The sequence below is a fragment of the Komagataeibacter melaceti genome, from assembly GCF_003403295.1.
Lineage (GTDB): Bacteria > Pseudomonadota > Alphaproteobacteria > Acetobacterales > Acetobacteraceae > Komagataeibacter > Komagataeibacter melaceti.
The window spans coordinates 1-24,885 of sequence record NZ_QUWV01000027.1 but is presented as its reverse complement, the minus strand read 5'-3'; the positions used below and the strand labels follow the sequence as shown (position 1 = coordinate 24,885).

At 62.7% G+C, this 24,885-nt stretch carries 22 protein-coding genes and 2 pseudogenes; 8 read left to right on the top strand and 16 right to left on the bottom strand.

The genetic code is table 11. From position 1 onward, the window contains the following. Positions 1 to 163: 163 nt before the first annotated feature. The 3 genes from nrfD to DY926_RS03370 are packed head-to-tail and all read right to left on the bottom strand — an operon-like array spanning position 164 to position 5,066. The gene (gene nrfD, locus DY926_RS03380) at positions 164 to 1,534 is read right to left on the bottom strand and encodes an NrfD/PsrC family molybdoenzyme membrane anchor subunit (protein WP_186336057.1); all 1,371 of its coding nucleotides are present in this window, start codon (positions 1,532 to 1,534) and stop codon (positions 164 to 166) included. After that, positions 1,531 to 4,425 carry a 4Fe-4S dicluster domain-containing protein gene (locus tag DY926_RS03375; protein ID WP_116702079.1) on the bottom strand — a complete coding sequence of 965 codons (2,895 nt, stop codon included), beginning with the start codon at positions 4,423 to 4,425 and terminating at the stop codon, positions 1,531 to 1,533. The genes nrfD and DY926_RS03375 overlap by 4 nt, the downstream gene beginning before the upstream one ends. Continuing rightward, positions 4,413 to 5,066, bottom strand: coding sequence for a cytochrome c3 family protein (locus tag DY926_RS03370; protein ID WP_116702075.1), 654 nt, complete (start codon positions 5,064 to 5,066; stop codon positions 4,413 to 4,415). The genes DY926_RS03375 and DY926_RS03370 overlap by 13 nt, the downstream gene beginning before the upstream one ends. Before the next feature lie 254 nt (positions 5,067 to 5,320). On the opposite strand from DY926_RS03370, the gene DY926_RS03365 reads away from it, so the two are divergent. The 3 genes and pseudogenes from DY926_RS03365 to DY926_RS18085 all read left to right on the top strand — a co-directional run bounded on the left by DY926_RS03365 (position 5,321) and on the right by DY926_RS18085 (position 6,164). Next, positions 5,321 to 5,506, top strand: coding sequence for a hypothetical protein (locus DY926_RS03365; RefSeq protein WP_148707736.1), 186 nt, complete (start codon positions 5,321 to 5,323; stop codon positions 5,504 to 5,506). Positions 5,507 to 5,523: 17 nt separating this feature from the next. Continuing rightward, positions 5,524 to 5,736: pseudogene (locus DY926_RS18090) on the top strand (transposase); the annotation flags it as partial. Positions 5,737 to 5,870: 134 nt separating this feature from the next. Beyond that, positions 5,871 to 6,164 carry a transposase gene (locus tag DY926_RS18085; protein ID WP_408886028.1) on the top strand — a complete coding sequence of 98 codons (294 nt, stop codon included), beginning with the start codon at positions 5,871 to 5,873 and terminating at the stop codon, positions 6,162 to 6,164. A gap of 460 nt (positions 6,165 to 6,624) precedes the next feature. Here the strand turns inward: DY926_RS18085 and DY926_RS03355 are convergent, their stop codons facing one another. Together DY926_RS03355 and DY926_RS03350 are read right to left on the bottom strand one after the other, a co-directional pair. Then, positions 6,625 to 7,569 (bottom strand): hypothetical protein, encoded by a 945-nt coding sequence (locus DY926_RS03355; RefSeq protein ID WP_116702073.1) that lies wholly within the window; start codon positions 7,567 to 7,569, stop codon positions 6,625 to 6,627. 481 nt (positions 7,570 to 8,050) lie between these two features. Then, positions 8,051 to 8,554, bottom strand: a complete 504-nt coding sequence (locus tag DY926_RS03350; protein WP_116702072.1) for a flavin reductase family protein — start codon at positions 8,552 to 8,554, stop codon at positions 8,051 to 8,053. Positions 8,555 to 8,761: 207 nt separating this feature from the next. Here DY926_RS03350 and DY926_RS03345 point away from each other — a divergent pair, with 207 nt between their 5' ends. Then, the gene (locus DY926_RS03345; RefSeq protein WP_116702071.1) at positions 8,762 to 9,646 is read left to right on the top strand and encodes a sulfurtransferase; all 885 of its coding nucleotides are present in this window, start codon (positions 8,762 to 8,764) and stop codon (positions 9,644 to 9,646) included. A 26-nt stretch (positions 9,647 to 9,672) separates the two neighbouring features. On the opposite strand, the gene DY926_RS03340 is transcribed toward DY926_RS03345, so the two are convergent. From DY926_RS03340 to DY926_RS03325, 4 genes are all read right to left on the bottom strand, one after another. Further along, positions 9,673 to 11,094, bottom strand: coding sequence for an efflux transporter outer membrane subunit (locus DY926_RS03340; RefSeq protein ID WP_116702070.1), 1,422 nt, complete (start codon positions 11,092 to 11,094; stop codon positions 9,673 to 9,675). Next, positions 11,091 to 14,195 carry an efflux RND transporter permease subunit gene (locus DY926_RS03335; protein ID WP_116702069.1) on the bottom strand — a complete coding sequence of 1,035 codons (3,105 nt, stop codon included), beginning with the start codon at positions 14,193 to 14,195 and terminating at the stop codon, positions 11,091 to 11,093. Before DY926_RS03335 ends, DY926_RS03340 begins: the two co-directional genes overlap by 4 nt. After that, complete coding sequence (locus DY926_RS03330) at positions 14,173 to 15,378, bottom strand: efflux RND transporter periplasmic adaptor subunit (RefSeq protein ID WP_116702068.1); 1,206 nt, start codon at positions 15,376 to 15,378, stop codon at positions 14,173 to 14,175. The genes DY926_RS03335 and DY926_RS03330 overlap by 23 nt, the downstream gene beginning before the upstream one ends. Positions 15,379 to 15,511: 133 nt before the next feature. Next, positions 15,512 to 16,171 carry a TetR/AcrR family transcriptional regulator gene (locus tag DY926_RS03325; RefSeq protein WP_241503029.1) on the bottom strand — a complete coding sequence of 220 codons (660 nt, stop codon included), beginning with the start codon at positions 16,169 to 16,171 and terminating at the stop codon, positions 15,512 to 15,514. Between the two features lie 335 nt (positions 16,172 to 16,506). Here DY926_RS03325 and DY926_RS17210 point away from each other — a divergent pair, with 335 nt between their 5' ends. Together DY926_RS17210 and DY926_RS03320 are read left to right on the top strand one after the other, a co-directional pair. Continuing rightward, positions 16,507 to 16,647, top strand: a complete 141-nt coding sequence (locus tag DY926_RS17210; RefSeq protein WP_158551910.1) for a hypothetical protein — start codon at positions 16,507 to 16,509, stop codon at positions 16,645 to 16,647. 11 nt (positions 16,648 to 16,658) lie between these two features. Then, entirely contained in the window at positions 16,659 to 17,927 is a 1,269-nt protein-coding gene (locus DY926_RS03320) for an MFS transporter (RefSeq protein WP_241503028.1), read from the top strand. A gap of 265 nt (positions 17,928 to 18,192) precedes the next feature. Here the strand turns inward: DY926_RS03320 and phoU are convergent, their stop codons facing one another. Genes phoU through pstC form a run of 4 tightly spaced genes read right to left on the bottom strand, consistent with a single transcriptional unit; the run spans position 18,193 to position 21,585 of the window. Further along, positions 18,193 to 18,888, bottom strand: a complete 696-nt coding sequence (gene phoU / locus DY926_RS03315) for a phosphate signaling complex protein PhoU (protein ID WP_186336058.1) — start codon at positions 18,886 to 18,888, stop codon at positions 18,193 to 18,195. Between the two features lie 17 nt (positions 18,889 to 18,905). Continuing rightward, entirely contained in the window at positions 18,906 to 19,703 is a 798-nt protein-coding gene (gene pstB, locus DY926_RS03310) for a phosphate ABC transporter ATP-binding protein PstB (RefSeq protein ID WP_116702066.1), read from the bottom strand. Beyond that, the gene (gene pstA, locus DY926_RS03305; protein WP_116702077.1) at positions 19,700 to 20,599 is read right to left on the bottom strand and encodes a phosphate ABC transporter permease PstA; all 900 of its coding nucleotides are present in this window, start codon (positions 20,597 to 20,599) and stop codon (positions 19,700 to 19,702) included. Before pstA ends, pstB begins: the two co-directional genes overlap by 4 nt. Before the next feature lie 8 nt (positions 20,600 to 20,607). Beyond that, positions 20,608 to 21,585: a phosphate ABC transporter permease subunit PstC gene (gene pstC, locus DY926_RS03300; protein WP_116702065.1), complete on the bottom strand. Its 978-nt coding sequence runs from the start codon at positions 21,583 to 21,585 to the stop codon at positions 20,608 to 20,610. A 255-nt stretch (positions 21,586 to 21,840) separates the two neighbouring features. Between pstC and DY926_RS03295 the strand changes: the two genes are divergently transcribed. Beyond that, positions 21,841 to 22,068 carry a hypothetical protein gene (locus DY926_RS03295; protein WP_116702064.1) on the top strand — a complete coding sequence of 76 codons (228 nt, stop codon included), beginning with the start codon at positions 21,841 to 21,843 and terminating at the stop codon, positions 22,066 to 22,068. Positions 22,069 to 22,404: 336 nt separating this feature from the next. Next, entirely contained in the window at positions 22,405 to 23,433 is a 1,029-nt protein-coding gene (locus tag DY926_RS03290) for a glycosyltransferase (RefSeq protein WP_116702076.1), read from the top strand. Here DY926_RS03290 and DY926_RS03285 read toward each other — a convergent pair. From DY926_RS03285 to DY926_RS17800, 3 genes and pseudogenes are all read right to left on the bottom strand, one after another. Beyond that, positions 23,420 to 24,019 (bottom strand): SAM-dependent methyltransferase, encoded by a 600-nt coding sequence (locus DY926_RS03285; RefSeq protein ID WP_116702063.1) that lies wholly within the window; start codon positions 24,017 to 24,019, stop codon positions 23,420 to 23,422. The genes DY926_RS03290 and DY926_RS03285 overlap by 14 nt on opposite strands. Further along, on the bottom strand, positions 24,016 to 24,747 hold the full coding sequence (locus DY926_RS03280) for a PIG-L deacetylase family protein (protein WP_116702062.1): 732 nt from the start codon (positions 24,745 to 24,747) through the stop codon (positions 24,016 to 24,018). The genes DY926_RS03285 and DY926_RS03280 overlap by 4 nt, the downstream gene beginning before the upstream one ends. Next, positions 24,744 to 24,885: pseudogene (locus DY926_RS17800) on the bottom strand (acyl-CoA dehydrogenase); the annotation flags it as partial. The pseudogene DY926_RS17800 and the gene DY926_RS03280, both read right to left, overlap by 4 nt.

The window sequence follows — 24,885 nt, the reverse complement described above, 5'->3', positions numbered from 1 at the left end:
CCCCCCAGCAGCCCGCCCCCCAGCATCAGCAGCGGCACGATGGAGCCGGACGGAGTATCTGCCAGCGGGGTCGGGCTGTGGGTTTCAGCCACAGCGCCTGCATCGCGCCGCAGTTCGCCCGCCGCCGCACGCAGGGCGGCCCCGGTGCTGAACGTGGCGATGATCAGGGCCGGTCCCCCAGCATGGCCCGCATCTCGGCCATGGCCAGCATGGGGATGAAGCGCACAAGCAGCAGGAACGTGGTCAGGAACAGGCCGATCGTGCCGCCCAGCAGGCTCCATTCCCAGAATGTGGGCGTGTACTGCCCCCATGCGGAGGGAAGCTGCGTGCGCGCCAGGCTGGTCACGATGATCTGGAAGCGTTCAAGCCACATGCCAATGATCACGCCCAGACAGACCAGCCACACAACCGGCTGGTTCAGCCGCACCCGACGCCACCACAGGAATTGCGGAAAGACGATGTTCAGCAGGATTGTGCCCCAGTAGATGGGCGCGTACAGCCCATGAAGCCGGAAGGCGAACAGTGTCCGCTCCGCCGCGTCAGGGCCATAGAAGGCTGAAAACACATCCATGACATAGGCATAGGCCACGCACAGGCTGCTCGTGAGCAGCAGCCGCCCCAGCACGTCGATGTGCCAGGTGGTGATGTAGGGCTGAAGTCCCATGGCCCGGCGCAGCGGTATGACCGCCAGCAGCACGATGGCGAAGCCGGACAGCCCCGCCCCGAACACGAAGAACGGCGGAAACTGCGTTGAATGCCACCCCGTTGCCGCACCGCCTGCAAAATCCATGCCCACGATACTGTGGACGGACACCACCAGCGGCGCCATGAGTGCGGCCATCAGCCCATAGACCGGCTGGTAATGCCGCCATTGCAGGCCCGAACCCCGGAACCCCAGCGCCAGCACACCATAAAATATTTGCTGCCAGCGGCGCTGTGCCCGATCACGCAGTGTTGCCAGATCCGGCAGCAGGCCAAAATACCAGAACATGACCGAACAGCCGACATAGGCCAGGATCGCGAAAAAATCCCACACCAGCGGGCTGCGGAACTGCGCCCACAGCCCCATGGTGTTGGGATAGGGAAACAGCCAGTAAAAGAACTGCGGCCGCCCCAGATGCAGAATCGGGAATATGGCCGCGCACAGGGCGGCGCACAGTGTCAGGCTCTCGGCCAGCCGGTTGAGCGATGTCCGCCACGGTGCGCGCAGCAGGAAGAACAGCGCGGAAATGAACGTACCGCCAGATGCGATGGCGATCCACCACACGTAATTGAGGATATCGAACCCCCACGCCACCGGCCAGTCGATGCCCCATATGCCCAGCCCGGCGTAAAACAGCCACGCCACGGACACCACGCCCCCCGCCAGCAGCGCCAGCGCCACCCCCATGCACAGCCACCACCACAGCGGCGTCCACCGCCCGCCATCGGGGCGCAGGGTCGCCACGCATATCCGCTCCGTCAGGGAATGCGGCGTCTCATCGGGGTGGATGATGCGCCCATCTTCTCCCGCCATGGCCGTGCCGGGCGTCATGACATGATATCCGGGTTGCGGTTACGGATGCGGCCTTCGTACGTCACGCGCGGATGCGTGCCCTGTTCGGCCAGTGCGGCGTAGTCCAGCGGGCTGGCCTTGCGGCGCGAGACCTCCGCCGTGGGGTCGTTGATGTCACCAAAGCTTATGGCCTGCGTGGGACAGGCGGACTGGCATGCGGTCACGACCTGTTCGGGCACGCCGTCACGATCCGAAGTGATACGGGCCTGTGCGATGCGCTGCACGCAGAAGGTGCATTTTTCCATGACCCCGCGCGTGCGGACCGATACATCGGGATTGCGGCTGATGGGCGGGCGGCTTTCGTGCTGCGCGAACGCGAAGTAATTGAACCGCCGGACCTTGTACGGGCAGTTGTTGGAGCAGAACTTGGTTCCGATGCACCGGTTATAGACCATCACGTTCAGGCCCTCGGAATCATGTGTCGTCGCCCCTACCGGACAGACGGTCTCGCACGGGGCCTGCTCGCAATGCATGCACAGCATCGGCTGGAAGAACGTGTCGGGTGCATCCGGCGTTCCTTCGTGGGTGCGGTCAATCCGCAGCCAGTGCATCTCGCGCTGGCGCAGCACCTCGTCGCGTCCCACCACCGGAATGTTGTTTTCCACCTGGCAGGCTGCAACACACGCATTGCAGCCGATGCAGGCATTGAGGTCGATGCTCATCCCCCACGCCACGGGTGCATCGGGCGGCCTGCGGTACAGCGTGTCCTGTCCTTCCCCTGCCCCGCCATCGGCCAGAAAGGCCGGATTTTCCCTGAACTGCGCCAGCGTGCCGTGTCGTGCCACGCGTGAGGGCTGGCTTTCGATGGTGGTGGCGTGGTGTTCCGTGCAGGCGACGGGAATAGCCGCGCCGCTGTCCACCCCGATGCGCAGGGGGCCGGACGCCGCGCGGAAGGGATAGAGGTCAGTGCCGACATGGTTGCCCGTCTGCCCCGCATGGCTGCGCCCCCAGCCCAGAAAACCCACCACGCACCCGGCCGCCTGCCCCGGCTGTATCCAGACCGGCAGCCGCGTATGGGTCTCCCCCTGCGCCAGCGTCACCACATCGCCATTGCGCAGTTTCATGTCGCGGGCGAGATCGGGGGGGATCAGCAGCGGGTTGTCCCATACCACCTTGCTCAACGGGCGCGGCAGTTCCTGCAACCATGGATTGTTGGCCCCCCGCCCATCCCACAGGTACGGATCGGGCCGCAGCAGCAGGACAGGCTGCGCGGACCTGCGCGGATAGGATACGGGCGAGGCCACGCGCACGGCCCCGTGCTGCAGGGCGGCATCCACGCGGCGGGACGCCGTGCGCGCGACAACACCGGCGGCCAGGGCATCGTGCCAGTCCCGCGGGGCTGGCAGGTGTTCCCGCCATGTCGCGCGCACCAGGTCCATGGGGGCCTGCTGCGGCAGCCCGAGGCAGGCCAGCAGCGCGCCGGGTGCGTTCATTCCGCCATATAGCGGCATGGCCTGCGGCTGGATCAGGGCCACCGTACCATCGTGCCCCCGGGCGTCGCCCCAGTCCTCCAGCCCATGGGCCAGCGGGATATGCCAGTGGGTGGTGACTGCCGTTTCATGCGGGCGGTCCGCCAGGGTGATGCTGGTCGCCACATGGCGCAGGGCGGCGGCAAAGCGCGGAACCTGCTGGACGGGATTGACATCAACAATGACCAGCGCCCCCACCGCGCCGCTTTCCATGTCGTCCATCAGGGTGGACAAAGTGTCCGGGGGTATGGCGGGCTGGTATTCGGGCGGTTCAAGCACATCGAACACCCGCCCGCGCCCGCCCAGCGCCTCGTTCATGGCCTGCACCATGGCGTGGACCTCGGGCGGATGATGGGGGCCGAGATGGATCAGGGCGCGGCCATGGTTACCACGCAGGTCCGCCACCAGCGGGGCAAGCCAGTCCGGCCCGCCCGAGGGCGCTTCGTTTTGCAGGATATGGGCCGAAAGCCGGCCGATCACCTCATCAAGCATGGCGGGTGACGCGACAAGGCGGTGATCCGCCGCAACCCCGGTCAGTGATGGGGTGGGTTCTACCGCGTACAGGCGGTTCATGACGCCGCGCACGGGGTTGCGCCGCGTGGCGAATGAGCGGGCATGGGCAAGATGCCCCGGCGCGCTGTCAAGCAGGTCACTGTCCAGCGCCAGCACTACATCCGCCCGCGTCAGGTCAGGCAGGACCGAAACCGGCTGACCATAGGCAAGGCTGTGGCCCTGCCGGACGCCTTCCCGCCCGATCGCATCCCACTGGTGCCACCGGGCACCCGGGCTGGCTGCCAGAATCTGGTCCATCACCCTGCCCAGCGTGGGGGATGTCACCGTACCGCTCAAAATACGCAATCCGGCACCGGAAGCCGGGCTGCCGGGCCGTTCCGCCGTGGTGGCCGGGCGCATCGCGCGCATGGCGGCCGCCACGTCCTGCCATGAAGTGGGAAGCCCCAGATGCAGCGGGCCGCTGGCGCGGTCGGGATCGTAAAAATCATGGATCAGGGCCTGCGCCATGGCGTCCGTGCCGCCCTGACTGGCGGGGTGCGCGGGATTTCCCTCGATCTTGGTGGGGCGGCCCATCTGGTGGGTGACGAGAATACCCTCGGCATACCCATCGCGCACATGCGCCGTGGCGTAGATATTGGGGATACCGGGCACCACGCCTTCCGCAGCCCTTACGGCCGAGACGAACCCCCGGTCCGGCGTGCCGGGATCGCACCCTGCCACCCCGCCGCTTGCCAGCGCCAGCGCCAGCAGCCTGAGCGTGCGCCGCCGGTCGAGCGTGTGCGACAGGGCCGCTTCAAGCTGGGGGAAATGTTGGGCCAGTTCGCTCCCGGACAGGCCCGTGAGCCTGCGCCGCGCGCCGCGTCCGGCGGGCCAGCCTAGCGGTGGCATATCGCGCATTCCGTCAGGTTGCGCCCGCCCACATGGTACTGCGCCACCAGTGCCGCCGGTGGGGGTGTTGTGCGGTCACGGTGCCAGTCGGGATCAAATATGTTTTCAGCCGGACGAAGCTGCGGGCCGGGATCGCGATGGCAGTCGAGGCAGAACTGCATCGTCAGGGTCCGGGCTTTATAGGTCAGCGGCATGGTGGCGACATTGCCATGGCAGCTTTCGCAGCCCACGCCCTTGGCGACATGGATGCCGTGGTTGAAATAGACATAATCGGGCACATTGGTGACGCGCTGCCAGACCAGCGGGACATCATGCACGAAGCTGTCACGCACGCGCGCCAGCACCCCGGCATCCGTCCATATCTGTGAATGGCATGTCATGCATGTGAAGGTCGGGGGCATGCTGGCCTGCGCGCTCCGTTCCACGCTGCTGTGACAGAACCGGCAATCCAGCCCCAGACCCGCAACATGATGCTGGTGGCTGAACGGGACAGGCTGCTCGACCACCCAGCCCACATGCCGGGCATAGTCGGTATAGGGCCATGTGAACCACAGCAGGATGCCAGCCGTGACCATGCAGGCGCACCCCACCATGCCTGTGACCATGATGACATTGGCGCGGGGCGTGAACAGCGCTGCCATCCATCCGTATTCCGTTTTTTATATTACATTTGTGCCCGGACATGCCGCATGTCGCTGGCACGCGGGCGTGGCGCCGGGGTGGCCCCGGACATTCCACGGGGCAGAACGCCATGGCGCGGGGAAACGATGCCTTCACAACGCAGTGAATGACCGGGGTGCGGGTTTTGTGGCCGGAGCCTTTATTCCGGTGGCGCGAAACTTACGGGATGCAGGGGACGTTCAGGGCCGGCAACCCTGCAATAAGGAATGCGGCCATGAGCAGCAATTTCCATTCAAAAGGCGAGCCACCCCCGCTGGCTGACAAGAGCCTCAAACCACCCTTCGCCACCCCCACGGAACGCAGGCACGCCATGCTGACAACATTGATGGTGGTTCTGTTTCTGGGTGGAATAGCCCTTGGGTGCCTGTTCTCACCCCATATTCCGTTACCCAAATTCTAGGGCCTGTTAGACCTTGAATGACAATCCGGGCTGCATGGCTGTTTATGATGAGCATGATGCAGTCTGTCTTTTCTGATACCGCATGGCCCGTCTGGGAGCCTTTGATCGAGGAAGTCCGTCCAAAGGGCAAGACCCCGCCGAAGAACCTTCGACGGACGATCTCCGCGATTTTCTGGCGCCATCAGAACGGCGCGAAATGGCATGCCCTGCCATCTGGGTTTGGTCCCTGGTGGATTGCCGCACAGTTGTTCATTCGATGGTCGAAGCTCGGAGCATGGCAGCGTCTCTTTGAAAAGGTCAAAGACAGGGATCAGGCCCTCGGCATGGTCTTTCTCGAGGGCACGAACTACCGTGTGCCTACGCCCTGCTTGAGGACCTGCCATACCCACCGATCCATGTCGTCTGCGATCATGGTTATGCCTCACACAGATTCCGTGAGTCTCTCTGGAGCCGGGGATCTTGCCCTGTCATCCCGCCCAGGAAGAATGATCCAGAATTCGCCTGTCCAAAATGGGCTTACAGATACCGGCATCTGGTCGAAAACCTGTGGGCAAGGCTCAAGGAGTGGCGGGCCGTCGCCATACGCTATGAAAAGACGGCTGCGTCCTCCCTCCCCGTCATCCTCATCGCGACTACAGCAGACCATATCAAGGTCTAACAGGCCCTGCACGATGCCGCAGACTCGTCAAGTATTACGAGCGTCACGATTCAACACTCGCAAGTCTTCATGTCATTGCGTTTGCGCATACCGAAAACCATCAGACCAAGACAGTATGACCGCATGCGAGACTGGCCAATGATGCCGTCAGCAGTAATGGAATGGTCCGATTTTCCTGATAGGAGTTTGTTCGAGGCATTACCGCTTGTAAAGAAACGGGAACGAAAACATTCAGCGATCGCATTGTATTTTATCCCGCACGGGCACACATATTTTACGACACATTATATAATTATTTCAAATTATAATATTTAATTTCCCATATTTTTACTTGCATTGTCGCGTGTGTTGCCTTCCTTATTTCCAGTATGAACTTTCATTCAGTAATTTAAGATAAGTTTTTTTTACACGTGTACGGTAGATGACTGTTTCAGGATATCAGAAAGCGATGCGCCATCATCTATGCATTTATACTGTTCGTGTCGTTCTCTTTTTGTGTCTGTTCATTGCTATCTGATGACGTTATTTTGCCTTTTGAATTGGAAGAGCCGAACAGTTCATCCACGATTTCCTGGTCTAACTTTGCTCGCGCATCTTCAAAACCAATCGAGTTCTTCTTTATATATTTGATCGATACATCGACGAACGACCCCACGTAACCTTGCGCGAAGTCTGGTTCCTTCTGTGTAGGGGTTTTCCCGTCGGAGAATGCACTCATTGGGTCAATCAATCCGCCGTTATCTACTTGAGTGTCCGCTTGTACTTCTGCTCCATGCTTATACGAGAAAGAATAGCTTGTTGTCGTGCTTCCATCAGTCGCTTGCGTGGTGGTTTCCTGAAGGTTGATGGACAGGCTATTGGTGCCATACGCTGAGATGCCGCCCGAATCATATAAAATATCGGCAAGTGCTTTTTGAGAATCAGAAGCGTTTCCTGGTATGTTATACATAGGCGTATTCAGGAATGTATTCATCAGAGAGCTATTTTTTATATCGTCAAAGAATTTTCCTTCGAGCATTTCAAATTTATACCCATATGAAGAGACATCATATTGAGCTGGTCCAATCGTTTGGATGTTCGACAATGATGACAGGGTGTAAGCTGCGCCAAAGGCTGCAATTTTTTCTTCATCGCTGGATGACGCACTATTAATGACAGTCGCGGCTGCGGTATAGATTGCCGAAACGGCATCAAGACCGCCGTCATCGTGTCCAGAGTCCATATTGACAGCCTGCTGGGCTTCTTGCGAAAGCACGACCGTATCGCCATCGTCGCTGGCGGCAATCGTGCTTATTGACGACGATTCCGCGTCGCTGGATGTGGTCGGGGTATCGTAAGCCGTGGGATCAGCCAGGAGCCTCGACCATGATCCAGACCATGAAATATTACTCGTAATCGTTGTCATTGTAAGCTTCCTGCGGTCCTGCCTGAACGTATTTTTTGATTCTCTTTCGAGAAGCATATGCTCAGGCGATTAGTAAAATCTTAAATCTCATGGTGTACCGTACTAGAGAATACGAAAAACATTTATACGCTGTGCAGATATATTGGTATAATGAGATGTTACTGCCCCATTGCGCCGCCAGAGCCTGTTAGGTCTTGAATGACAGACCCTAGGTGCGTTTTACAGTAATTCATATTTCATCATGAAATGATCGCCATAAGCCCTGCGGATGTACCCATGGCGATCGGCCCGGATAGATGGGCAGCGTGTCCGACGCCGGGGCCGAACACGCGCGGGCGGGATTGAAAACAGACCCATCCGGCACGGAAGCGACCCGGTGGCCTGAATCCGCCCCTGCCATCCGATGTAAGGGAAATCTGGTCACGTGCGCCATGGCCGGAACCGCCCGTACAGGCATGTCTGGCCATGGCGGCGCGGGCGGTCAGCCGCCGTAGAACACCTTTTCGCCCAGATCCTTCATGTGCAGGACCGCTTCATCGGGGCGGCCGCTGATCTGCTGGTTCAGGTGAACATTCGTGACCTCGGCAATGAATGTATGGTGGTCGCCCAGTTCCACGACGTGGCGCACCTTCAGTTCCACCGCGGCGGGCACGCTGGTCAGGACCGGCGCGCCGTTTTTGGCCCAGTGGACATCCTGCCCGCCCAGCTTGCCATCAGCATATTCGGCGGGCTTGAAGAAGGCGAAGGCAAGGCCGCCCTGCCCCTGCCCCAGAATGTTGAGCACCAGGTCACCACTTTTGCGCACGGCGGTGTAAAGGGCGGAATCCGTCTTGATGCCAAGGGCCAGAAGCGGCGGGGCAAAGCTGGTCTGGGTAACCCAGTTGATCGTGGCGGATGCGATGGCGGTCTCTTTCGTGCCCGCCGTCAGCACATAAAGGCCGTAGGGGATCATCCGCAGCGCGGTTTTTCTGGCCTGTTCGTCCATGATGTCATCTCCTTCGTGTTGATTGCGCCCAAGAATGACGCCAGCGGGTGCTAAATGTCCACAGGGCTGCGTAATAACACGCGGTCCTATTCTGGCCCGCAAGGGTAGCTGCCTGCCTGCATCATGGCGGGAACGCATGGGCACCCCCTACAGGCTGGCGGGCATGGGGGGTAAGGTGTCGCCTCCAAGCGATGATGGAGAGACATAATGCCCAAAGCCGTCCTTTATTCACCCAGCCAGGTTCAGGAACTCCTGTCCACGGGAAAGGTCGTGCTGATTGATGTGCGCGACAGAAAGGATTTTGAGGCGGGGCATCTGCCGGGCGCGGTCAACATGCCCGATATTTTCACCTATCTGGCGGAAACGACGCCCGAGGGGCTGAAGACACTTCAGGATACATTCGCCAGCCTGTTTTCCGATTACGGGCTTGATGGGCAGAAAACCGCCATCGTTTATGAAGACGCCCTGCATACCCGCTATGGCGGGTCATGCCGTGGGTACTGGATACTGCGCTATCTGGGCTACCCCAAGGTCGGTATCCTTGATGGCGGGATGAGCGCATGGAAGCAGGCGGGCGGCGAACTGACCACCCAGGTGGCCCAGCCGGTCAGGACCGCCTTCCCGCTCGATATCCGCCCCGAACTGATGGCGACGTATAAGGACGTGCTGGACGCGCTGGATGACCCCACCGTCAGGCTGCTGGATAACCGGGACCGGGTTGAATGGCTGGCGGAAAGCTCATCGCCCTACGGCGTGGACTTCGCCCCGCGCAAGGGCCGTATTCCGGGGGCCGTGTGGATTGAATGGTACGACTTCATGAAAGTCACCGACGGGCAGGCCGCCTTCCGTTCACGCAAGGAGATCGTGGAGCTTGCGGCCTCGCGCGGGCTGAAGCCGGAAGATGACATCATCATCTACTGTTTCAAGGGCGCACGCGCGGCCAATACCTATGTCGCCCTGTCGGAGGCAGGGTTCTCCCGCCTGCGCATCTACATGGGTTCATGGAACGAGTGGTCGCGCAAATCCGACCTGCCCATCGAAGACGGCATCCCCAAGGCCGCAGCCCCCCTGCCCGGACGTGGCGCGCGGTAAGGCGGGTGGGCCGGGGCGGGCCATGCCTATTTCAGCTTCCTGTTTTCAGGGGCGTTGACGTGGAACCCGCCCCCGATCGCCCTGTACATGTCAACGGAAGCATCAAGGCTGGATAGCAGCGCTGTCGTATGCGCAAGTTCGGCCTGCTGCGCGATCACCTGCGCGGAGAGTACGTCCAGCCGGCTGGAATAACCGTTTTCCAGCCGCAGCCGCGTCAGTTCCACGGTCTTTGCGGCAGCGGTTTCCTTGTCCGCGTCATCGCGTTCGCGCTCACTGGCGGTGTTCTGTTCGATCAATGCGTCATGCACTTCCCTGAACGCGATGCGGATGCTCTGTTTATACAGGATGACCTGCTCGTTCTTTTCGGCCCGCGCCAGTTTGACGCCGCTTGCGGTCCGGCCGAAATCCAGCACCGGGGCCGCCATCGACGCCGCCAGCGTCCATGACCGGGTGCTGGCGCGATAGAGGTTGTCGATGTCGATATTGTTCACACCCGCCAGGCTGGCCAGCGAGATGGTGGGGAAATAGGCCGCGCGCGCAAAGCCGATATTGAAGTTGCTGGCAATCAGCGTCTGCTCACGCATGGCGATGTCGGGCCTGCGTTCGAGCAGGGTTGAGGGGATTTCGGGCGGTGTCGGGATGGGCACCGTGAGTTCGTTTATATCCCTGCCCCGTTCCATCGCCTGCCCGATGATCTGCGCGGGCGAGCGGCCCAGCATGACCGCAAGCGCGCTTTCCGCCTTGCCGCGCTGGTCCTCTATATCCGATAGCGCCGCCTGTGCGGCGTCAAGCTGTTCGGTTACGTTCTGCACGGTCAGGGCATCGACCGCGCCCACTTCATGCTGGCGCTGCACCAGGGCAAGCAGGTCCGTCTGGGTCTGGATGGTCTGGCGCACGATGTCACGCTCGCTATCCAGCGCGCGCAGGCTGAAATACAGCTTGGCGGTTGCGGCGGCGATGGACAGCCGCGCCGCCTCATGGCCATAGCCCGCGGCCCGCACCCCGGCCTTTGCCGCCTTGCTCAGGCTGGCGTTCTTGCCCCACAGGTCCACCTCATAATTCAGCATGCCCCCCACGAAGCCGAGGTTGCTCATCTTGTGCGGCGTGGGCAGGTCATCGCGCAGGTGCAGGCGGCCATAGGCATCCGACCCAGCTACCGAAATGGAGGGCAACTGGTTGGCAAAGGCATATTTGTACTGTGCCCGTGCCTGCTGCAGCTTTGACCCGGCCAGGGCAAGGTCATCATTGTTCTTCAGCGCTTCGGCCACCAGTGCATCCAGAACCGGGTCATTATAGCTGCGCCACCATTCGCCGCCATCGGGCACGGTGGCGGCCTGCTGCGTGCCCCATTTATCAGGCATGGGCATCTGTGGCCGGTGGTAGGTGGGAGCCAGCCACGCGCAGCCAGCCAGCATGGCGGGCAGCAACAGGATCGGGATGCGTTTCATCGTGTGGCTCCCTCAACCTGCGGTGATGGCGTTTCCTTCACCTTGAACCACAGCACGTACAGCGAAGGCAGGAAGATCAGCGTCAGCACCGTCGCCACGGCCAGCCCCCCCATGATGACATCCGCCATCGGCCCCCAGAACACGCTCGATGCAATGGGCAGCATGCCAAGGATGGCGGCGACGGCGGTCAGCATGATGGGGCGGAAGCGGATTTTCGCGGCGTTCACGACCGCATCCCATTCGGATTGTCCCAGATCCTTCTCGATCTGGATCTGGTGCACCAGAATGACCGAGTTGCGGATGATCATGCCAATCAGCGCCACCAGCCCCAGCATGGCGATGAACCCCATCGGGTGCTGGGTCAGGAACAGCGCGCCCACCACGCCAATCAGGCCGAAGGGTGCCACGCTTATGACCAGCGCCAGCCGCTTGAAGTCCTGCAACTGGATCATCAGCACGCCCAGCATGACCAGTATCATGACCGGCATGACGGCAATGACGGAATTCTGTGATTTTGCACTCTCCTCCACCGTGCCGCCCACTGCGACATGGTAGCCAACCGGCAGGCTGGCGTTGAAGGCGGCGATTTTGTGGGCCAGCGTGGCCACAGCCGTGTCCGCCTGCACCCCGTCGCGCAACTGTGCCTGTATGGTCAGCGTGGGCAGCCGGTCACGCCGCCAGACCAGCGGATAATCCTCGACATAGGCAATGTCCGCCACGGTGGACAGCGGCACCGTCTGGTCATTGGGCAGGCGGATGTCGAGCGTGCGCAGGTCCTCGATAGACAGGCGCTGGGCGTGGTTGGCGCGCAGCACCACATCCACCAGATAGATGCTGTCACGTATCTGGGTGGCCGTAACGCCGGTCACGGCGGAGTTGATGGCCAGCGCGATCGCCCCCGATGACAGGCCCAGCCGGTGCGCCTCATCCTGCCGCACGTCGATCCTGAGCTTGCGCGCGGGGTCGCCCCAGTCGAAATTGACCATGTGCAACTGGTTGCTGTCGGCCATGATCTTCGCCACGTCATGGGCGTAATGCCAGACCCGGTCCGGGTCGCGGCCACTGACGCGGTACTGCACCGGCCAGCCCACCGGCGGCCCCAGTTCCAGCGGGAACAGGCCATGCACCACGTCGGGCATGTCGCGGCTCAGCGCCACGTCCAGCCGCTTGCGCAGGTGTTCACGCGCCACGGCGCTTTTTGCCACGATCACGGTCTGGGTAAAGAAGTCGTTGGGTAGCTGCTCATTGAGCGACAGGTAGAAGCGCACGGCCCCGCGCCCGACATAGGAACTCCAGTGGTCGATGTCGGGATCATTGCGCAGTATGGCATCCAGGCGGCGCGAGACATCCGCCGTGGCCTTGATCGACGCCCCCTGCCGTAGCGAAAGGTCAACCAGCAGTTCCGGCCGGTCGGATGCCGGGAAGAACTGCCGCGGCACCAGCGGGGAGAGCGCAATGGCCACCACAAGCGCCCCGAGGCTGGCCAGCACGGTCGCGCGTGGCCTGCGCATGGTGAACAGCAGCGCGCGGCTGAACACGCGCAGCAGCCGCCCCTCTGGCGGGGTGTGGGGGGATGCCGCCGGGCGCTGTTTCAGGATGGTCACGCCCACCAGCGGCGCCACCAGCACGGCCACGAACCATGACGCAATCAGCGCCATGCCCACCACGGCAAACAGCGAGAACGTGTATTCCCCCGCGACACTTCTGGCAAAGCCGACCGGGATGAACCCCGCCACGGTCACAAGGGTTCCGGTCAGCATGGGGAATGCGGTGGAGACATAGGCATAGGTCGCGGCCCGGGTCAGGGTCCAGCCCTCCTCCAGCTTGCTGACCATGCTCTCCACCGTAATCATGGCGTCATCGACCAGCAGGCCGAGTGCGATGATCAGCGCCCCGAGCGAGACGCGCTGCAGGTCGATGCCGAACATCTTCATGCACACGAACACCACCGCCAGCACGAACGGGATGCAGAACGCCACCACCGTGCCCGCGCGGCCACCAAGGCTGAGGAAGCTGATGCCCAGCACGATCAGGATGGCCTCGAACAGGGCCTCGGTAAAATCGCCCACGGCGTCATGCACCACCTTGGGCTGGTTGGCGACCAGATGCGCCTCGATCCCGATGGGCATACGGGCGTGCAGTTCGGCCATTTTCGCCGTGATGTTCTTTTCCAGCTCCAGCACGTTGCCGCCGCTGCGCATGCTGAGCGCCAGCCCGATGGCGTCATGCCCGCCCACGCGGAACATGGTCTGCGGCGGGTCGGAATAGGTGCGGGTGATGGTGGCGATGTCACCCAGCCGGACCTTGCGATTGCCCGCGTAAACCGTGACGTTGGCAATATCGCGCACCGAGCCGAACTGCCCGGTGGGCTGGACCTGTATCTGCTCACGTCCCGTATCCACCACGCCCGAGGGCACGGTGGCGTTCTGCGCCAGCAGGGCGGCTGCGATCGTGGCCCCGTTTATGCCCAGCCGGGCAAGGTGGTGGGTGGAGAAATCGACATAGATCTTCTCATCCTGCGCGCCCAGCGTGTCGATCTTGGCCACATCGGGCACGTGCAGCAGTTCATCGCGTACGGTCTCGACATAATCACGCAGTTCGCGGTGGGAAAACCCGTCGGCGGTAAAGCCGTAGATGATGCCGTAGGTATCACCGAACTCGTCATCAAAGAACGGGCCGACCGTGCCCTGCGGCAACTGCATCCTGATGTCGCCCACCTTCTTGCGCACCTGGTACCAGATGTCAGGTACCTCGGCCTTGGGCGCGCCGGACAGCAGGTTGACGAAAATCGTGGTCTTGCCCGCCAGCGTATAGCTCTTGATGTAATCAAGGTCGGGCGTTTCCTGTAGTTTCTTCTCGATGCGTTCGGTCAACTGGTGGGTGGTTTCCTCCACCGATGCACCGGGCAGGAACGCCTGCACCACCATGGTCTTGACGGTAAAGGGCGGGTCTTCATTCCGGCCCAGCTTGAAATAGGACTGGATACCAGCCACGCCGATCAGGATCATGAAGAACAGGACCAGCGCACGGTGGCGGATGGACCAGTCGGACAGGTTTATCCCCCCCGGGGCGCGTGGCTCAGGGGCGGACATCGGCTTCATCCAGCAGGCTGACCTTTTCTTGCGGGTAGAGCGCCTGCACGCCTGCCGTCACCACCCGGTCACCGGGGTTCAGGCCGGATGCGATCACCACGTCATCAGTGCCATAGCGGGCGATGGTGACGGGGCGCTGTGATACGCGCAGCGTGTCGGGGGCCACGATCCATACGGCGGGTCTGCCATCCTGCGCGCTCAGGGCTGCGGGTGGCAGGTGGACGCCCGTGGCCGATGGCATGGCCAGGTGGCCCGTCACCACCGCACCCAGCGGCATCATGTCACGCGTGGCGCGCAGCAGTGCGCGGGTATGATAGGTGCGGGTGAGCGGGTCGGTATCAGGCGCGATTTCATAGATCGCGGCGGGCGCGCAGACCTGCGGGACCGCGTCCAGGCATGTTTTCATGGTCATGCCCGGGGCGAGATGGGTGTGCGCAAGGTCGCCTGGCATGTCGAACTGTGCATCCAGCCCGTCATCCGCTGCCATGCGCAGCACGGGCTGGCCTGCCGCCACCACCTCCCCCGGTTCCACCAGCCTTTCGGTCACCACGCCGTCCTCGGTTGCAGGCAGGCGGGTGTAGCCAAGCTGTTCGCGGGCCACGCGCACCTGTGCCTGCGTGGCCTGTACCTGATCCTGCGCGGTGCGGAAGCGGCGGACCGCGTCATCATAGTCATTGCGGGAGATGGCCTGCACCGGCAGCAACGCCGTGGCGCGCTGTTTCAGGGGGGCGGCCTGATCCAGCGCCGCCCTGGCCGTCGCGGCTTCCGCCAGTGCGGTGCGCAGGGCCTGCTGCTGGACCGTATCATCCAGCCGCGCCACGATATCCCCCGCCTGCACGGTGCTGCCGGCGGAGACCGCGCGCTCCACCACCTTGCCGGGCAGGCGGAAGGCCATGTTGATGTAGCGGTGGGCCGTGACCTGTCCGGTCAGCACGGCCCCATCCGTATCGGGCTGTGGTTCCACCACGATCGAGCGTACGGGGCGCACTTCCTCCACGGGTGCTTTCTTGTGGCAGGCGGACAACAGCAGAAGGAGGAGCAGGATCAGGCTGGGCCATGCCGCGCGTGATGCGTCGGACTGACCGGGTGCTGGCGCATTCCCTGCCCGCGCGGGCGTGAGCATGATGGTGGGCAGTGACGCAGGTGCTGCCGCATGGTCCGCAGCCTTTGTGGCGGCATGTCTGGTGTGCATGGGTACGGACCGTCCTCAATCATTCCCTGAACCCGGGGGAATGGGTCCAGCCTTCGCGGCTTACATATACGGTCCCGTATCGTATCGCAATACGATAAAGGGAGGATGACGCCAGACCGGGCCATGCGGCAGGTCAGGCGTGATGTTCGCGGCAGATGCCCGACAGGAAGATATTCCACGCCCGGTCAAAGAACCGCTGCCGCGCAACGGCGTCCTGCACCTGGTTCTGGCCCAGCATGGTGTTCTGCAATGGCCACCCGATCACCAGGCTCATGAGCACGCGCGTCGTCTCCTCATGGTCGGCTGATTCGATGCGCCCTGATTCCGCCGCCGCCGCGAGCAGGCGGCTGATGGTGGCCACGAACGGTTCCACGATGGTTTCCATCATCTCATCGGCAATGAACGGGATGCGGTGCCCATCACCGATGATGATGCGGTAGGCCTCGCGCGTTTCGGGCCGCAGCATGAAGTCCAGAAAGAACAGGGCGATTTCCCGCGTTGCTACCAGCGGATCTTTTGATGACGCCTCGACCGCCCCCGCCTCATCCAGCAGCAGCCTGCCGCGTTCGGCCACCACGGCCTTGAACAGATCCTCCTTCGAGGAATAGCGGCGGTAGAGCGTAGCCTTGCTGCACCCGATCACCCGCGCGATCTTTTCCAGCGATGTGGCGGCATATCCCTGCTCGACAAACAGGGTGGTCGCGACCTCAAGCACCTGTCGGTCAAGCTGCGCCGACATTTCGGGTGACGGGCGGCCACCCGTATGCTGGGGCTTTGGGCGTGCAGCAGGCATGTCCTGTCCTTTGTTCTGGTCGCGGCCCGGGCCTCATATCACAGAACGGCTTGCGGGCACCATGATGCGCCCCGCCCTGTCGTTACAGGTATTCGTGGTGGAACGCCTGAAGTTTCGCCACGGCCTGCGCAACATGTTCCGGCTAATGGGCTGCGTCGGGCACATATGCCCTTCACCGCCCTGAGCGCGGCGGCGCGGAACGGGTGAGCGCGCCCGCGGGGCCGCCGGGTAAATATTAATAAGATATATGTATTAAGTGTACAATTTGGCAACTTTTCTGAATACATAAACAAAATGCATGGCCGATTTACCAATATTCCCTAGGGTCAGGAAACATGGAATCTGGTACAGCCCTTTCCATGCTGCCGCCCGGGTTGCGCACCGTGCCGGCGGGCGGTGGCTGGCGCATCCTTTCCCCCTGCGTCCGTAATCATGACCGCAGCGTGGTGGCCCTGGCCGCCACCATGGAATTTTAGGGACGCCTGTCTTGCCTGTTGCATTGCTGGCCCTTGCCATCGGGGCGTTTGGCCTTGGCACCACGGAAACCATTGTCATGGGGCTGCTGCCCCAGCTTTCGGCGGGGCTGCATGTCTCGATCGCGCAGGCGGGGCTGCTGGTTTCGGGCTATGCCATCGGGGTGACGGTGGCCTCCCCCGTGGTGTCCATCCTGACCAATAGCCTCTCACGGCGGGCAACGCTGCTGCTGACGATGGGAATATTCATTGCGGGCAATGCGTGCAGCGCGCTGGCGCCGGGCTATGGCAGCCTTATGCTGGCGCGCGTGCTTACATCGTTTTCCCATGGCACGTTCTATGGCGCGGCCTCGATCATGGCCGGGCAGGTCGTGCCCCCCGAACGCAGGGCCGAAGCGCTTTCGCTTGTCTATATCGGGCTGACGCTGGCCATGATCCTTGGCGTGCCCATGGGTACGGTCGTGGCGCAGCTAACATCATGGCGCATGGCGTTCTGGCTGATCTGCGCCGTGGGCGTGGTGGCATGGACCACCATGTGGATATGGATACCGCATGACAGGACGGCGGAAGAAGGTATCCCGCTATCGGCGCAGTTCAGGGCCATGCTGCACCCGCTGGTGGTGACCATGATGCTGGTGTCCATGTGCACGTCATCCAGCATGTTCACGCTGTTCACCTATATTTCCCCCTTCCTGCAGACCCGCTCGGGTTTCACCACGCATGAGATCGATATCATCCTGCTCATGATCGGCGGCGGGCTGTGCGTGGGCAACCTGGTGGGCGGACGGCTGGCGGACTGGAAGATGCTGCCCTCCTGCGCGGGGCTTATGGCGGCGGTGGCGGTGGTGCAGCTCCTGCTGCTGCCCGGCAGCCTGCACCCGTGGGTCTGCCTTGTGCTGCTGTTTTTGTGGGGGGTGTTCATCTACGCGCCAATGGCCCCGTTGCAGACCTATGTGGTTGCCTGCGCCGGTTCCGCGCCCAATATCGCCGCCGCCATGAACCAGAGTTCTTTCAACTTCGGCAATGCCATTGGCGCCTGGGCCGGGAGCCGCATGGTCGTGACCCACTGGTCCTATGGCGGGCTGCCGGTGCTGTCCGCGTGCTTTGCCTTCATCGGGCTGGGGCTGGTGGGCGTGGCGGGCTATTACGTGCGCCGCCAGCCGGTTCCCCAACCTGCCGCGCCCCTGCCCGCCGCGTCCCGGTCCGCAGCACCTCTCCCGGCCGCGACCAGTCGCCCCGCCACAGCGGATGCCCGCGTGCCGGAACCGACATCAGGCTCATGATGGACCTGCGCCGGAGTATCCGCAGGGCCTGACCAGACAGATAAAAGTTTCTGGGTGCTGCCTTTTTTAAAAGGCAGCGTTTCCCGCCAGTGCCAATCATTGGTGATGGGTGCTACGGTAGCTGATGGCGACCCCGGCGGCGGCGAAGCGGTGCAGGATGAACTGCCTCGAAAATGCGGGATAGGCCCCTGTAATGAAAAAGGCATGCCCCGCCCCCAAAACCATGGCAGGACGGGGCTCCCGTTCAGGCCGACATGCCGCCGTGTCAGTCGAATGTTTTGCCGCGGGGCCGTACGATGGGCAGTATGTTGCCCGTTACGGCATAATAGACGCGCTCGGAAATATTCGTCGCGTGGTCACCGATACGCTCGAGGTTCTTGGCAATGAACAGCAGGTGGGCGCACGGGCCGATATTGCGCGGGTCTTCCATCATGTAGGTCACCAGTTCACGGAACATGGAGACATACAGTTCATCCACCGCCGTATCCGAATGCCATACAATACGCGCAAGCTCGGGGTCGCGCTGGTCCATGGCGTCAATGGTGCGCCGCAGGTTTTCCTGCACCAGACGGCCCATGCTGTGCAGGCCCGTCAGTGAAATGGGGCATGCCAGCAGTTCATTGCGCATGGCACGGCGTGCGATACTGGCGGCGCAGTCACCTATGCGCTCCAGATCGCCCGAGATCTTCAGCGCGGTCACCACCTCCCGCAGGTCCCCCGCCATGGGCGCGCGCAGGGCCAGCAGGCGGATGACCAGCGCCTCGGTCTCGCGTTCCAGTTCATCAACCTGGGGGTCCATTTCCGGTGCGTCCAGGGCCGCGACCTCGTCATGTTCCACTACGGCGGTGATGGCCTGCGCCACCTGCCGTTCAACCAGGCCACCCATCTTGTTTACAAGCGAACGTAGCTGTTCCAGTTCCTGGTCATAGCTCTGGACCGTATGTACGGATTCATGGGGCATCATTACTGCTTTCGCGTTCAGCCGAAGCGGCCGGTAATATAATCCTGGGTACGTTTGGCTTGCGGGGCGGTGAACATCTTGTCGGCCGTATCCACTTCCACCAGCGTGCCCATGTAGAAGAACGCAACACGATCGGCGCAGCGCGCCGCCTGCTGCAGGTTGTGCGTGACGATGGCGATGGAGAATTCCTGCTTCAGCTCATCCAGCAGTTCCTCGATCCGGGCGGTGGAAATCGGGTCCAGCGCGCTGGTCGGTTCATCAAGCAGGATGACCTCGGGGCGGGTGGCGATGGTGCGCGCGATGCACAGCCGCTGCTGCTGCCCGCCCGACAGGGCCGCGGCGGAGGCATTGAGCCGGTCCTTGACCTCGTTCCACAGCGCCACGCGCCGCAGCACGCTTTCCACGCGCTGGTCCATGTCGGTGCGGGACAGGCGTTCATGCAGGCGCACGCCAAAGGCGATGTTGTCGTAAATGGACATGGGAAACGGCGTGGGCTTCTGGAACACCATGCCAATGCGCGAGCGCAGCACGTTCACGTCCAGCCCGGGCGCGAGGATGTTGCATCCGTCAAACATGACTTCCCCCGTTGCGCGCTGGCCGGGATAGAGGTCGTACATGCGGTTGAGTATGCGCAGCAGCGTTGATTTGCCACAGCCCGATGGCCCGATCATGCCCGTGACCTGCCGGGTGGGGAAATCCAGCGATACGCCCTTGAGCGCATGGTTGCTGCCGTACCAGAAATCAAGGTTGCGTATGGCCAGCGCCGGTACGGTGCTGTCGGCGCCTGTTGTCCTGTCCATGGTGATGTTGTTCATTGTTGTGCAGTTCCGTTGCGCGTTAGCCACCAGCGGGCGAATATGTTCGTTGCAAGCACCGCGACAGTAATCAGCAGCGCCCCGGTCCACGCCATCTGCACCCAGTCATCATAGGCCGAACCGGCGTACTGGTAGATCGTGACCGGCAGGCTGGCCATGGGCGCGTTGAGGTTGGTGGACCAGTTCAGGTTGCCAAGGGATGTGAAAAGCAGCGGCGCCGTCTCGCCCGATATGCGCGCCAGCGCCAGCAGGATGCCGGTCATGATCCCGCCGCGCGCCGAACGCAGGCATACGCTCAGGATCACCCGCCACCCCGGCGCGCCCAGCGCGTAGGCGGCCTCACGCATGGCGCGGGGAACGAGGCGCAGCATGTCCTCCGTGGTGCGGACAACGATGGGAATGAACAGGACCGCAAGTGCGAGCGTGCCCGCCATGCCGGAAAAATGCCCCGCCGGTTCCACGATGATGAGGTAGATGAACAGCCCCACCAGAATGGACGGCACCGACAGCAGCATGTCGGACACGAACCGGACCAGGGTGACGATCCGCCCGTCCTGACTGAATTCGGACAGGTAGATGCCCGCGAACATGCCGATTGGCGTGCCGATCAGGGCGGCAAGGCCCGTCTGCTCGCAACTGCCGATAATGGCGTTGGCCAGCCCGCCGCCCGCGCCGGGTGCGGCCGTGCTGTGCATGAAGGTGGGCAGCGACAGGCCCGCCGCCCCCCGTGTCACCAGTGTCCACAGGATCGAAAACAGCGCGAACAGCACGACCACGGTCGCCATGTTGCACAGCAGGCTGACAAGGCGTTCAACCAGCCTGCGCCGCGTGGCCTGCACGCCGCCGCGCCGCCAGCCGCTGCCATCGGCCGGGTGGGATTGGGGGGCCGACATCATGGGCATCCTCATTTCGCCGTGCCGCGCTGCAGGAAAATGCGCGAACAGGCCAGGGTAATGAATGAAATGATCATCAGGATCGCGCCCAGCGCCAGCAGGGCGGACAGCTTGAGGCTGCCGGCCGAGCTTTCGGGGAATTCCAGCGCGATCAGCGAGGCAATGGTGTTGCCCGGCGCGAACAGCGACCAGCCAAGGCGGTTGCTGTTGCCAATGACGAAGGTGACGGCCATCGTCTCGCCCAGCGCGCGGCCCGTGCCCAGCATGATGCCACCCATGACCGCCTGCCGCGACCATGGCAGCACGACCTGGCGCATGACCTCCCACCGCGTGGCGCCAAGCCCGAAGGCGCTTTCCTTCAGCACGGCGGGAATGGACACGAACACATCCGTCATGACCGAGCAGATGAACGGCGTGATCATGATGGCAAGGATCAGCCCGCCACTGAGCAGCCCGGTGCCATAGGGCGCGCCACGAAACAGCACGCCAATGCCCGGCACGTGGCCAAGGTAGTGCGTAAGCGTGGGTTCGATGTCATGCGCCATGAACGGCACCACGATGAAAAAGCCCCACATGCCGAATATGATGGACGGTACGGCGGCCAGGAGCTGCACGGCGGTTTCAATGAAGCGCGCCAGCGCGGGGGGCGCCATCTCCACCAGCCAGAAGGCCACGCCAAACGCAAACGGCACGGCAAAGACCAGCGCGATGCCGGTCGTGACCAGCGTGCCGAAAATGGAGGTTGCCGCGCCAAAGTGGTCTGAAATCGGGTTCCATGCCGTGCTGGTGATGAAACCGGGGCCAAAGGTGGAAAACGCCCGCCACCCGCCGCTGATGAGCACGATGCCGATGCCCGCCATGACCAGCAGGATGAACCACCCCGCAAGGCGGGCGATCATGCCGAAAATGAAATCGCCGTACTGCCCGCGTGTGTTCGTATCCATTGCCGGGTGGTCGCGGGCCGTCATGGCGGATGGAAGTTCCATCATGTAATTCCTGATGTGTGTGACACAACAGCAGAACTATGCCGCGCGGCTGGTTGCGACAATAATTACTTCATATGTTTTGTGTGAATTTTTTATTACAGCCATAAGTGCGCAAGTTACGATGAATGTATATTTGGATGTGTCATATAAACTTCATCTAATTCCTGTTGCGGCCCTGCCTGAATTCCTGCATAGCCGCCGTGGCGGAAGGGACGTGCATACACCGCCCTGAAAGTAAAACAGGCAGGAAGCAGCCTCATGTTTGAATCCAGCGTTATCGAGATCGACGGTATCTTTGTCGGCATAGTCTGCCAGAATGGCCCCGATGAACCCTACAGGTTCCGGGCCATGCATGAACGTGTGACGCAGATGGATGGTGATATCCTGCCCACGTTCGAGGCAGCGGTGACACAGGCGCGCAGCCGTTTCCGGCTGGGTCGGGCCAAGGTCTCCCGCGCGATGGAACCCGCGCGCCTTCAGGCCTGATACCCTGCGCCTTGCGTGATATTTTCAAGACAGCCCGCTTACACGAACAATAAATGTTTTAAGGCGGAATTTTACGCTTACAGCCAAGTATCCGGCACATAGTCATTTCATAAGCATAAAAATAACTTTTTTACTTGACCCTGTTGCCTGCCAGGCCCGGTAGCCGTCAGGCCGGGATTGCGGACCATCCCCCCATCCGCATCCCGGCATTCCCCCTGATGGCTGCCGGGCCGCGGCAGCATGTTTTCGTTGCGCCCGCATGGATGGGCAGCAACTTCAGGTGCATTGCCGCGTCTTGATGTGACCTGCATTTGGGCGGGCAAGGATCTGTTCCACATGTTGCGGACGCGTGTTCCCGATTTTTGCGCGGGTCAGGAGTCATGCCAGCCTGTTTCCCCGCCATGGCAGCACAGGGCGCGCATTGTCGCCATTCCGTCATGTAACGAGGCCGATTTCATCATCCCCTGCCTGCGCGCACTGGCCTGCCAGAACGGGCCGAAACCCCACCGGGTTGTGGTATGGGTCAACAATACCCACGATGGCACCGCGCAGCGTGCCCGCTCACTGGTGGGTCACGTCCCGTTCGCGCTGGATGTGGTGGAGGTCACTTATGACCCCGCCATCGCGCATGCCGGGCAGGCCCGGCGCGACGCCATGGCCCATGCCGCGCACGATGCCCCCGATGACGCCGTGCTGTTCACCACCGATGCCGACGGGCAGGTCGCACCCGACTGGATGGCGCAGACGCTGGCGGCATTTGCGCGCTTTGACGTGGCGGCGGTTTTCGGTCGCGCGCTGCTGCTGCCCGATGAGGCCCGGAAGATTCCCGCGCACCTGCACGATGATGATGACCGCGAGCAGGAATACGGCGCCCTGCTGGAACAGATCACCGCACGGATGGCCCCGGACCCCCACGACCCGTGGCCCCGGCATGCCGAACATTCGGGGGCGAGCATGGCCGTAACCCGGCATGCATGGGCGGCGGCTGGTGGCATACCGGCCATCCCCACGGGCGAGGACCGGGCCTTTTACCACGCGCTGCGGCGCGGCGGCTTTCCGGTGCGCCATGCGTGCGATGTAAAGGTGTATGTCTCGGCGCGCCTTGTCGGGCGGGCCAAGGGCGGCATGGCCGAAACCCTCGCCCGCAGGATCGTCGTTCAGGATGATTATGTTGATGATGCGCTGGAAACGGTTTCCGCGCGCATGCTGCGCATCAGGAACGGCCTGCTGGCGCGCGGGGCGGACATGAGCGGTGATGCGTCCTCACGCATCCGCCGGGCGGAGCTGCGCCTGCACCACAGGCGGGCCGAACGCGTGCTTGAATTCCTTGCCCGCAGGCCCTGCCCCACCGTCACGACTGGCTGACATGGCGCAGCCGGTCGATACGGTACGTGGCCGTGCGTTCGCTCAGGTCGGGCACCCACAGGCGCTCCCGACAGGCCGCGATGAAATGCCCGGCGGCTTCATCCCCGGTGCAGGGCGTATCGGTCGGGCCGGTCCAGTTGGCCAGCACCAGCGCCCCGTCCACCGTTACGCTGTCCGTCACGCAGGCGGCAAGGCGCCGGATGTCGTCACGGCCCAGAAAATAGAGCAGTTCGGACAGGACGATCAGGTCACACCCAGCCGCCCGGCTGGCGGGGTAGCCGCCGGGTACGAATGACTCGACAAAGCTGACATGCCCCATGTCCCCGCACCGCCGCCGCGCCATGGCCAGCGCCGTGGCCGAGGCATCGATTGCCAGAACCCGCCCGCATCGCGCGGCCAGCATCCGCGTGCCCACACCGGTTGCACAGCCCACCTCCACGGCAAAACGCGGGCGCGCGTGGGGGATGCACGCCAGCAGGTGCGCCAGTTTTTCATGTTCGTAGGGGCTGGTTTCAAACCGCCACGGGTCGGGGCTGGCGCGGAACAGGGCCTCGAACGTGTCCGGTGTCCAGCTTTCCCCCTTCATGACACGATGAGGTATTCATGGGGCCGCAGCAGCCTGTCCAGCAGCACGTCCGGCAGGGTGAAGCCATCGGGGTCGTCTGCCACCACCAGTCCGCGCTGGCTGCGATGGGCGTTGATGGCCGCGCGCTTTGTTGCAAGATGGGCGCTGATGTCAAGCCGCGCACCCTCCGGCATGGCTTCATGGATCACCATGTCCGGCTGCAGTGTCAGCCCCCATACCGGATAGGCCAGCAGCGCCGGATATGGCGGCAGGGATTTCAGTGCCAGCCCCATATGCCATGCGGCCAGATGGTCGCAATGCGGGTCGTGACGCCATGGTGCGAGTACGTTCGCGCAGCCATATTGCCGGACCATGGTGGCAAGGGCCTGCACGGCGGTATCGAATACCGGGCCGCTGGTCGGCACGGCGGTATCGGGCAGGCGCAGGAAGTGCAGCCTGCCGGGGGGCAGGCCCAGCATGGCCGTGGCCTTGCGGGTTTCCTCCTCCCTCAATGCGGCAAGGCGCGCGGGCGGCCAGAGGCGTGAGCGGGGATGGGAAGCCGCCCCGTCGGATACGATCACGACAACCGGCGGGTGCCCGAGCCGCGTGGCTTCGGCAATGAAACCACCGCAGCCAAGGCTTTCATCATCCGGGTGGGGGGCGATCACCAGTGATGTGCCGGGGGCGATTTCCGCCAGATCCCGCACCGGCAGGCTCGCAAGGGCCGCAAGGTAATCGCTGACTTTCATGCATCCATCCCGGGCCATTCATGATCCACAAACCATGCTGCCGCCTCGGTCAGTGTTTCATCGGGGGCGGGCTGGCGCAGATAGGTCGCAAGGTCGCGCATCACCTGCTCGACCGCCCGCCCCCGCACCATCGCCGCC

Bases quoted from the DNA above. Each gene is read 5' to 3' on its own strand.
- DY926_RS03290 (WP_116702076.1), top strand. From the start codon at position 22,405: ATGTTGCGGACGCGTGTTCCCGATTTTTGCGCGGGTCAGGAGTCATGC.
- pstC (WP_116702065.1), bottom strand. From the start codon at position 21,585: ATGATGGAACTTCCATCCGCCATGACGGCCCGCGACCACCCGGCAATG.
- DY926_RS03375 (WP_116702079.1), bottom strand. From the start codon at position 4,425: ATGCCACCGCTAGGCTGGCCCGCCGGACGCGGCGCGCGGCGCAGGCTC.
- DY926_RS03280 (WP_116702062.1), bottom strand. From the start codon at position 24,747: ATGAAAGTCAGCGATTACCTTGCGGCCCTTGCGAGCCTGCCGGTGCGG.
- DY926_RS03350 (WP_116702072.1), bottom strand. From the start codon at position 8,554: ATGGACGAACAGGCCAGAAAAACCGCGCTGCGGATGATCCCCTACGGC.
- pstB (WP_116702066.1), bottom strand. From the start codon at position 19,703: ATGAACAACATCACCATGGACAGGACAACAGGCGCCGACAGCACCGTA.
- phoU (WP_186336058.1), bottom strand. From the start codon at position 18,888: ATGCCCCATGAATCCGTACATACGGTCCAGAGCTATGACCAGGAACTG.
- DY926_RS03355 (WP_116702073.1), bottom strand. From the start codon at position 7,569: ATGACAACGATTACGAGTAATATTTCATGGTCTGGATCATGGTCGAGG.
- DY926_RS03325 (WP_241503029.1), bottom strand. From the start codon at position 16,171: ATGCCTGCTGCACGCCCAAAGCCCCAGCATACGGGTGGCCGCCCGTCA.
- DY926_RS03295 (WP_116702064.1), top strand. From the start codon at position 21,841: ATGTTTGAATCCAGCGTTATCGAGATCGACGGTATCTTTGTCGGCATA.
- DY926_RS17210 (WP_158551910.1), top strand. From the start codon at position 16,507: ATGGAATCTGGTACAGCCCTTTCCATGCTGCCGCCCGGGTTGCGCACC.
- nrfD (WP_186336057.1), bottom strand. From the start codon at position 1,534: ATGACGCCCGGCACGGCCATGGCGGGAGAAGATGGGCGCATCATCCAC.
- DY926_RS03345 (WP_116702071.1), top strand. From the start codon at position 8,762: ATGCCCAAAGCCGTCCTTTATTCACCCAGCCAGGTTCAGGAACTCCTG.
- DY926_RS03335 (WP_116702069.1), bottom strand. From the start codon at position 14,195: ATGAAGCCGATGTCCGCCCCTGAGCCACGCGCCCCGGGGGGGATAAAC.
- DY926_RS03330 (WP_116702068.1), bottom strand. From the start codon at position 15,378: ATGCACACCAGACATGCCGCCACAAAGGCTGCGGACCATGCGGCAGCA.
- DY926_RS03370 (WP_116702075.1), bottom strand. From the start codon at position 5,066: ATGGCAGCGCTGTTCACGCCCCGCGCCAATGTCATCATGGTCACAGGC.
- pstA (WP_116702077.1), bottom strand. From the start codon at position 20,599: ATGATGTCGGCCCCCCAATCCCACCCGGCCGATGGCAGCGGCTGGCGG.
- DY926_RS03285 (WP_116702063.1), bottom strand. From the start codon at position 24,019: ATGAAGGGGGAAAGCTGGACACCGGACACGTTCGAGGCCCTGTTCCGC.
- DY926_RS03365 (WP_148707736.1), top strand. From the start codon at position 5,321: ATGAGCAGCAATTTCCATTCAAAAGGCGAGCCACCCCCGCTGGCTGAC.
- DY926_RS03340 (WP_116702070.1), bottom strand. From the start codon at position 11,094: ATGAAACGCATCCCGATCCTGTTGCTGCCCGCCATGCTGGCTGGCTGC.